The organism is Hyalangium sp. (genome assembly GCF_035629615.1).
Classification (GTDB): Bacteria; Myxococcota; Myxococcia; order Myxococcales; family Myxococcaceae; genus Hyalangium.
This window is the reverse complement of the sequence record NZ_DASPHO010000042.1, coordinates 1-8,063: the sequence shown is the minus strand read 5'-3', so window position 1 is coordinate 8,063 and position 8,063 is coordinate 1. Positions and strand designations below refer to the sequence as shown.

8 protein-coding genes are annotated in these 8,063 nt (G+C 69.2%); all 8 read left to right on the top strand.

The features are described from left to right. Positions 1-1,371 (top strand): patatin-like phospholipase family protein (locus VD972_RS01930; RefSeq protein WP_324979855.1); only part of this gene is annotated, 1,371 nt, incomplete at its 5' end. 189 nt (positions 1,372-1,560) lie between these two features. Then, positions 1,561-2,508 (top strand): TIGR04222 domain-containing membrane protein, encoded by a 948-nt coding sequence (locus tag VD972_RS01925; protein WP_324979852.1) that lies wholly within the window; start codon positions 1,561-1,563, stop codon positions 2,506-2,508. Next, the gene (locus tag VD972_RS01920; protein WP_324979850.1) at positions 2,505-3,392 is read left to right on the top strand and encodes a DUF692 domain-containing protein; all 888 of its coding nucleotides are present in this window, start codon (positions 2,505-2,507) and stop codon (positions 3,390-3,392) included. Before VD972_RS01925 ends, VD972_RS01920 begins: the two co-directional genes overlap by 4 nt. Beyond that, positions 3,389-3,874, top strand: a complete 486-nt coding sequence (locus tag VD972_RS01915; protein ID WP_324979846.1) for a hypothetical protein — start codon at positions 3,389-3,391, stop codon at positions 3,872-3,874. The genes VD972_RS01920 and VD972_RS01915 overlap by 4 nt, the downstream gene beginning before the upstream one ends. A gap of 151 nt (positions 3,875-4,025) precedes the next feature. Next, on the top strand, positions 4,026-4,925 hold the full coding sequence (locus VD972_RS01910) for a flagellar motor protein MotB (RefSeq protein WP_324979843.1): 900 nt from the start codon (positions 4,026-4,028) through the stop codon (positions 4,923-4,925). 89 nt (positions 4,926-5,014) lie between these two features. After that, the gene (locus VD972_RS01905) at positions 5,015-6,928 is read left to right on the top strand and encodes a 3-oxoacyl-[acyl-carrier-protein] synthase III C-terminal domain-containing protein (RefSeq protein WP_324979840.1); all 1,914 of its coding nucleotides are present in this window, start codon (positions 5,015-5,017) and stop codon (positions 6,926-6,928) included. Next, positions 6,921-7,793 (top strand): acyl-CoA desaturase, encoded by an 873-nt coding sequence (locus tag VD972_RS01900; protein ID WP_324979837.1) that lies wholly within the window; start codon positions 6,921-6,923, stop codon positions 7,791-7,793. Before VD972_RS01905 ends, VD972_RS01900 begins: the two co-directional genes overlap by 8 nt. A gap of 5 nt (positions 7,794-7,798) precedes the next feature. Further along, positions 7,799-8,063, top strand: a 265-nt coding sequence (locus tag VD972_RS01895; RefSeq protein WP_414653964.1) for a DUF6999 family protein, incomplete at its 3' end; no start/stop codon positions are given.

Genomic DNA, 8,063 nt, shown 5'->3' with positions numbered 1-8,063 from the left:
ACGGGACCCGCGGTGACGAAGCCGCCCGAGCCGCTGGACTTCCTCTTCGGTGGCAAGCCGGAGGGGGCGAAGCAGTACCAGGCGGCCGTGGCCTCGCGCCGCGCCGAGCTGGGCATGCCCATCCAGGACGGCAAGCCCATTGGCGTGCACATGAGCCTCGAGGGCGGCGGCGGCAAGGGCAAGCGCTACGCGGCGATGCTCTCGGAGATGCGCCAGCTGGGCGTGGTGCCCACCAGCCTCACCGGCACCTCGGCGGGCTCCATCGCGGCGGCGTTCGCGGCCACGGGCGCCTCGCCCGATCAGATCGACGCCATCGCCAAGGATCCTCGGCTGCAGAAGCTCTACGACTTCGATCTGGATCTGAAGGACGGCGCGCTGCTCAACGGCCAGGCCGCGTATGATCTGTTCGACTCGAAGCTGCGCGAGCTGACCGGCATCAAGGACCGGCCCGTCACCTTCGCGGATCTCAAAGTCCCGCTGCAGCTGGTGGCCGCCAAGAGCTACGACAGCGCGTCCCCCAACGGCTTCCCCACCGCCAAGGACCGCATCTTCGTCTTCAGCCAGGAGACGACGCCGGACACCTCCGTGGCGCTGGCGATGCGCGCCTCCATGGCCATCCCCGGCGTCTTCGAGCCCGTGCAGATGGTGGACCCGGCCACGGGCCGCAGCATCCACCTGACGGATGGTGGCTCGCTGGACAACCTGCCCATGGGCTACGCGAAGAACAACCTGCCGCAGATCGGCGCGGCCCTGCTGAGCCCGGACGCCAACCACCCGTCCAACGCGAACACCGCGGCCAAGCCGCTGCCCACCGGCCAGCTGGACTCGACCAACATCCTGTGGAACGCCATCAACGGCTACACGTTCCTCAAGGACAACGGGACGGGTGCGGCGGACTTCCGGGATCGCACCTCGCCTGGGCCCAACCAGTTCATGATCAGCCTGCCCACCTGGAACCTGGAGAACCCCAAGCAGGCCAACAGCACGCTGGGCTTCGGGTACGACGCGAAGGTGGATCCCATCCTCGACGGGCAGACGCGCGAGGTGACGCGCGACTTCCTGCGCAACTTCATGGATGACATGCGGGTGCCGGGCTCTCGCGGCGCCAACGTCACCACGGACATCCCCAAGGACCTGCGCTTCAACGAACAGGTGACGGTGAACGGGCAGAACTACCAGGTCTCCTACAACGGCGGGGACAACCTGGTGGCCCTCAACACCTCCACGGGCAAGAAGTCCGACCTCAAGCTGGGCCAGAAGAAGATCGAGGCCATGTACCTGGACCACCTGGCCTTCGGCGATCTCAAGGCGCAGCTCGCGTACTCGCTGAGCAATCCCAAGAGCGTCAAGCCGGACTGGCTGCCGTTCTAGGCAGACGCGGCGCAGCAGCACTGCGACCCTCCGGGCAGCGTGCTGGCCATGAGACGTGGCCGGCCCTCTTGCCCTGGGGGTCGCGCCGCTTGGAGCCACAGCCGTGACACGCGGGTGACATGGGAGTGACAATGGCCGCGCGTCACGGCGGCTCGATCCCGCGTGGTTAGGATCATGCCAGGAGAGACCATGAACCCTCTGGACTGGCAGGGACCCGAGTTCCTCTCGCTGTATGCGCTGCTCCTCGCGGGTGGCTTCCTGGTGGCGCTGTGGGTACGCCACCTCCTGCGGCTCCCAGCGGGGGAGCCTCTGGATCTCGGCAGACGTCAGGATCCCTACGAGGTGGCCGCGCTCGATGGCCCGGACACCCTTATCGAGGCGGTCGTGGCCGCGCTCTTCCATCGCAATGCGCTCCGCATCGAGGGCCGGAGGATCGCCACCGGAGACACGCTGCCCGAGGACGCGCTCCCCATCGAGCGCTCCGTCTTCGAATGCGCGGCGGCGGGCAATGTGACGCTGGAGGAGCTGCGCCGGGCCCTGAGCCCCGACATCGAGAACTACCGGAGGCGCCTGGCCAAGAAGGGCCTGGTGCTGGACGAGTTCCGCGCCGCGCCGGCCCGGCTCCTGCCCTCGCTGGCGTATGGATCCTTCCTGCTGCTGGGTGTCGCGAAGGTCCTCGTGGGCCTGTCGCGCGACAGGCCGGTGCTGTTCCTGGTGCTGATCGTCGCCTTCGGTTCGCTCGGCTTCCTGGTGCTGGGCAGCCGCCCCTGGCGCACCCGCCTTGGAGACACGACGCTGAAGCTGCTCCGGGAAGAGCACGAGGCCCTGCGCACCACCGCGATGGCCGGGGACTCCACGCGCGTCCTGAAGCCTCAGGAGCTCGCGCTCGCGGTAGGCCTCTATGGGCCGGCGATGATGATCCCCCTGGGCTATGCGGACCTGCGACAGAGCCTGCGGCCCTCCAGCAGTAGCGGGAGCGGGGGAGATTCCTCCGGCGGAGGGGACGTCAGCAGCTGCGGCGGGGACAGCGGGGGAAGCTCGAGCAGCAGTAGCTGCAGCAGCAGTAGCTGCAGCAGCAGTAGCTGCAGCAGCGGAAGCAGCGGCTGCGGCGGGTGTGGCGGCGGTGGTGGCGATTGAAGCCGCTCTCGGGAGTAGGGCTGGGCTGGCGACGACAGCTCGCGCACCGCATCGACCAGGAGACAGAGCTCGGCTTCGTGGAGGTCCTGGCCGAGCACCTGAACCCCACCGCTCCGCTGCCCGCGCCGCTGGTGCGCCTCAAGGAGCGAGGCCTCCCCATGGTGCTGCACGCAGTGTCACTGGGCCTGGGCGGCGCGGAGCCTCCGGACCCACGGCGCCTGGACACGCTCGCGCGGCTGGCCGAGCGGCTGGGCGCGGTGTGCGTGAGCGAGCACGTGGCCTTCGTGCGCGCGGGCGGCATCGAGTCAGGCCACCTGCTGCCCGTGGCGCGCGGCGACGAGGCGCTCGACCTGCTCGCGGAGAACGTGCGGCTGGCCCAGGCGGCCTTGCCGGTGCCGCTGGCACTGGAGAACATCGCCACCCTCTTCGAGTGGCCAGAGCCCGCGTACACCGAGGCGGAGTTCCTCACGGGGCTGCTCTCGCGCACGAGCACCCTGTTGCTCCTGGACGTGGCCAACCTGTACGCCAATGCGCTCAACCTCGGCACCGACACGGCGGCCGTCCTCGCGGCCGTCCCGCCCGAGCGCCTCGCCTACGTGCACGTCGCTGGGGGCGTGCGGCACGGCGCCCTCTACCACGACACCCATGCGCACCCAGTGCCCAGCGGCCCGCTGGACCTGCTGGAGACGCTCGCGGCGCAGCTCGGCCCCGTACCCGCGCTTCTCGAGAGGGATGACCACTTCCCATCGCCCGAGGAGCTGACCGCCGAGCTGCGGGCCATCGAGGCGGCGTGCGCGCGTGGTGTGGCGCGGTGGAAGTCGGAGGTGGCCCAGCGTCCCGAGCTCCACGCGGTGACGTCCAGCGCCCCAGAGGTTCGGCCATGAGCGCTCGGACGGCACGGGAGCGACTGGCGGAGGCTCAGGCCACGCTGGTCCGGGCGCTCGCCCAAGGTGCTCCCGTCCCCCCTGGCTTCGATTCGGCGCGCGTCCAGGCGACCGCCGAGACCCTGCTCTCCAAGCGGCGCCGATGGGTGGAGCGCTCGTGGCCCCGGCTCGTGGCGGCGCTCGGGGAGTCCTTCCGCTCGCGGTTCGAGGCGTGGGCCCGGGAGAACCCGATGGAGCTGGAGGCCAGCGCGCTGGCCGATGGGCGCAGGTTCGCGGACGCACTGCTCGCCGCGGGAGAGTTTCCGTCTTCGGAATCGGCTCACGAAGAACTGCTCACCTTCGAGGTGCGCTTCCGCCTCACCGAGCACGGGCTCGTGGCGAGGCGCGGCCTGACGTTCAAGTCCATGCGCACAGGTGCTGCGACGCTGCTGGCCGCTCGGCTTCCTGGCGGGCGTGTCCTCCGACTGCGCCTGCCCTTCTGAGCCGGCGCACTTCACTCCTGGCCGAAAGAGCGGTTTCCACTGAGAGCAAACCTCGCGTCTGGATACCTGCCCTCACCTGAACCGACTTGCGACATACCCCGAGAGAGCCGCTAGGGTCCGCCCCTCAACTCCCCTCGGGAGAGGATGTGGCATGTCGGATTCCTTCTATGGACAGCAGCAGCAGCAGCCGAAGCGGTCGGCAGTGGTGCCGTGGCTGATCACGGTGTTGGTGGTGCTGCTGGCGGGCGTGCTGGGCTGGTTCGGCCAGGGTGCATACCGAGCGCTGCAGACGCGAGCCGAGGCTGCTGACGCAGAGGCCCTCATGGCGCACGAGCGGGCCAAGGCGGCGGAGCAGGCGCAGAAGGAGCTGGAGGCAAAGCTGGAGGCGATCGACTCGGAGAAGTCACAGCTCTCCACCCAGCTCAACCAGCTCTCCACCGAGCGCGATCAGCTCTCCCAGGTGGTGCAGGAAAAGGACGCGGAGCTGGCCCGCCTCAAGGCCACGTACCAGGACCTGGAGGAGAAGATGAAGTCGGAGATCGCCGACGGCGAGATCCGCCTGTCGCAGGCCGGGGGCCGCATCCAGGTGGATCTGGTGGACAAGATCCTCTTCGACTCGGGCGAGGCCAGCATCACCGAGCGCGGCGCCGGGGTGCTCACACGGCTGGGCGCGGTGCTCGCGGGGGTGGAGGGCCGCAGCATCCAGGTGTCGGGGCACACGGATGACAGCCCTCCCTCGCAGCGGCTGGCGGCCACCTTCCCCACCAACTGGGAGCTGTCCGTGGCGCGCGCGGTGAACGTGGTGCGCTTCCTCCAGGAGAAAGCGAACGTCCCGGCGCGCCGGCTCGTGGCGTCCGGCTACGGAGAGACGCACCCGGTGGCCACCAATGCCACGCCCAAGGGCCGTGCGCGCAACCGGCGCATCGAGATCCTCCTCATCCCCGAGCTGGCCCAGGCCAAGGCCGCGGAGCTCACCAGCGCCTCGGCGAAGCCGGAGCCGGGCGCCACGGTTCAGCCTGCCAAGGGAACGGGGAAGCCCGGCCCGCGCTGAGCCCTGTGCCGCGTGCGCAGGCACGCCGCCCAGCCACCCGGACAGGGGTTCGTCGCATGGGAGCGCAAGACACCGTATTGTCTCGCCCCATGTCCCGAGACGTCTACATCACCAGCCTGGGCAAGTTTCTGCCCGGCGAACCCATCTCCAATGAGCAGTTGGAGGACTACCTCGGCAAGGTCCGGGGCCGGCCCTCCCGCGCGCGCAGCCGTGTCCTGTCTCAGAACGGCATCACCCAGCGCTACTACGCGATCGACCGCGAGCAGCGCTCGAGCTTCCGCAACTGGGATCTGGCCGTCAACGCCATCAAGGATGCGCTGTCCCGCTCGCCCATCACCCTGAGCGAGATGGACCTGCTCGTCACCGCCACCACCCAGGCGGATCTCGTCCTCCCAGGCTTCGCCAGCCAGGTCCACCGGGCGCTCGGCGGACCTTCGTGCGAGCTCGCCTCCCTTCACGGCATCTGCTCCGCTGGCATGCAGGCGCTGAAGGTGGCGACCCTCCAGGTAGCCACGGGCGAGGCGGAGCGCGCCGTCGTCTGCGCCAGCGAGCTGGTGAGCCGGCTGCTCAAGGCAGGCCACTACGAGGAGGTGGCCGGCGGCCCGAACGCGCTGCCCTTCGAGGCCGAGTTCCTCCGCTGGATGCTGTCCGATGGCGCCGGCGCCGCCGTGCTCCAGGATCGACCCCACCCCACACGGCCGAGCCTCAAGGTGGACTGGATCGACATCCGCTCCCACGCCAACCGGTACGAGCTGGGCATGTACATCGGCGCCAACCGCGGCACGGACGGGGAGTTCGGAACGGGCTGGATCGACTACAACTCCTTCACCGAGGCTGCGGCCGCGGGCGTCTTCACCATCAAGCAGGACATCCGCCGGCTGGAGGCGCTGGTGGGGCTGGGCGTGGATGGCTTCTTCGCGCACATGGACCAGGGACGGCTCAACCCGGCCGAGATCGACTGGTGCCTCATCCACTACTCGTCCCACTACTTCAAGAAGCCCATCGTCGATCTGCTGAAGAAGGGCGGCGTGCACATCCCCGAGGAGCGCTGGTTCACCAACCTCTCCACGCGCGGCAACACCGGGTGTGCCTCCATCTTCCTCATGCTCGAGGAGCTGGTGAACGAGGGCCGCGCCCGCCCCGGCGAGCGCATCTTCTGCATGGTCCCGGAGAGCGGCGGCTTCATCACCTGCTACGCGATGCTGACCGTGGTCCCCCCGGCCCGCGCGTCCCTGCCCGAGGTGTCCACCTCCACGCCCATGGCCTCCAGCAGTCCGGCCCCCACGAGCGCTCCCGCGCCAGCGCCCGAGGCCGCCCCTCTGCTCGCCGCGAGCGGAGATCCGATCCGCGAGAAGCTCGTGCGAGAGCTGACGCACGTCTGGGTGGACTTCGAGGCGAAGCTCCAGCGGGTGCCGGTCATCGAGAAGCTCACGCGCGGCGTCTTCACCGTGGAGGACTACCAGCAGCTGCTCATCAACCTGCGGCAGCAGGTGGTGGAGGGCTCCCGGTGGATCGCCCGCGCCGCCTCCAGCATCACCGCGGAGCACCTGGCCCTGCGCTCCTCCTTCATCCGCCACGCTCGGGACGAGCACCGCGACTACGAGATGCTCGAGCGCCACTATGTCTCCGTGGGCGGCCGCCAGGAGGACATCGCCCGAGCGCCGAAGAATATCGGCAGCGAGGCGCTCTCCGCGTGGATGTTCCACCGCGCCGGCCAGGAGAACCCGTTCGATCTGCTGGGCGCCATGTTCATCATCGAGGGCCTGGGCAACCGCGTGGCGCGGCGCTGGGGCCTGGCCATCCGCGATCAGCTCGGGCTCAATGACGAGCAGGTACGCTTCTTCCTGTACCACGGCGACAACGATGGCACCCACATGGAGCGGCTGGAGGCAGCACTGGGCTCCGGCATCCTCACGCCAGAGCTGGCCGCGCGCGTCGCCAAGACGGCGAAGGTGACAGCCCGCCTCTACCTGCTGCAGCTCGAGGAGCTGGGCAATGTCTGAGCGCCTCAGCCTGGTGTGGCTGGTGCCGTTCTGCGTGGGCTACTTCCTGCTGGCGGGGCTGGCCATCAACGTGGCCTACCACCGGGTGCTCTCGCACCGCTCGCTCACGCTCAACCGCTGGCTGGAGCGGGCCTTCGTCACGCTCGGCCTGCCGGCAGGCACCCCCATCCAGTGGGCGGGCAATCACCGCTGGCACCACGCGCACACGGACGTGCCCGGAGATCCGCACTCGCCCGTGCTGAACGGGTTCTGGTGGGCCCATGTGGGCTGGTACATCGGCACGGCCAACCCGGTCGTCTGCTTCCTCTACTCCATCGCCGGCCCGCTGCGCGTCGTCTACGACGGCTGGCACCGCCCTCGGAGCAACCAGCAGTACAACCACCTGGCCAAGGACGTGGCCGCCGACCCTTGGTACCGCTTCGTCAGCCGGCCCGTGCCCTACCAGGTCCTCTGCATGCTCCACGTGCTGGCACTCGTGGGCGGCGGCTACTGGCTCTTCGGGCCTGTCGGAGTGGCGGCTGCCTGGGGCATGCTGGTGATCATCTTCAACCTGGGGGATGCCATCGACAGCGTCGCGCACCTCTGGGGCGAGCGGCCCTACGCCGAGGTCCATCAAGCCCGCAACGGCCTCTTCATGGGCCTGTTCACGCTCGGCGAGGGCTGGCACGCCAACCACCACAGCTTCCCGTCCAGCGCGCGCCACGGGCTGCTGCCGGGCCAGTTCGACTTCATCTGGTATGTCCTCCGCGGCTTCGAGCAGCTGGGGCTCGCCAAGGATCTGCGCGTCCCCAGCGCGGCGGAGATCGAGGCCCGGAAGCTCCGCCCCGCCCCCGCGGTCCCCATCCGCGTCACCCTTCCCGAGTGAGTGTCATGGATCCGATCGAGCAGCTCAGCAATGAACCGCACGACCCGCGAGACCCCGATCCCTGGGTAGCGCTGTTCCTGGACCGCAGCCTGCCGATGAACGAGCGCACGAAGGCGGCCATGCTGGTGGACCAGCGCACCTTCTCGCGTCAGTTCCTGCTGCCCGTGCTCCGGCCCATCTCGCGGCTGCTCATCATCGTCTTCCAGATCATGAAGATCTTCGTGTCCAACCGCCTCACCTCGTCGAAGCTGTTGCACCGGCTGCTGTGGT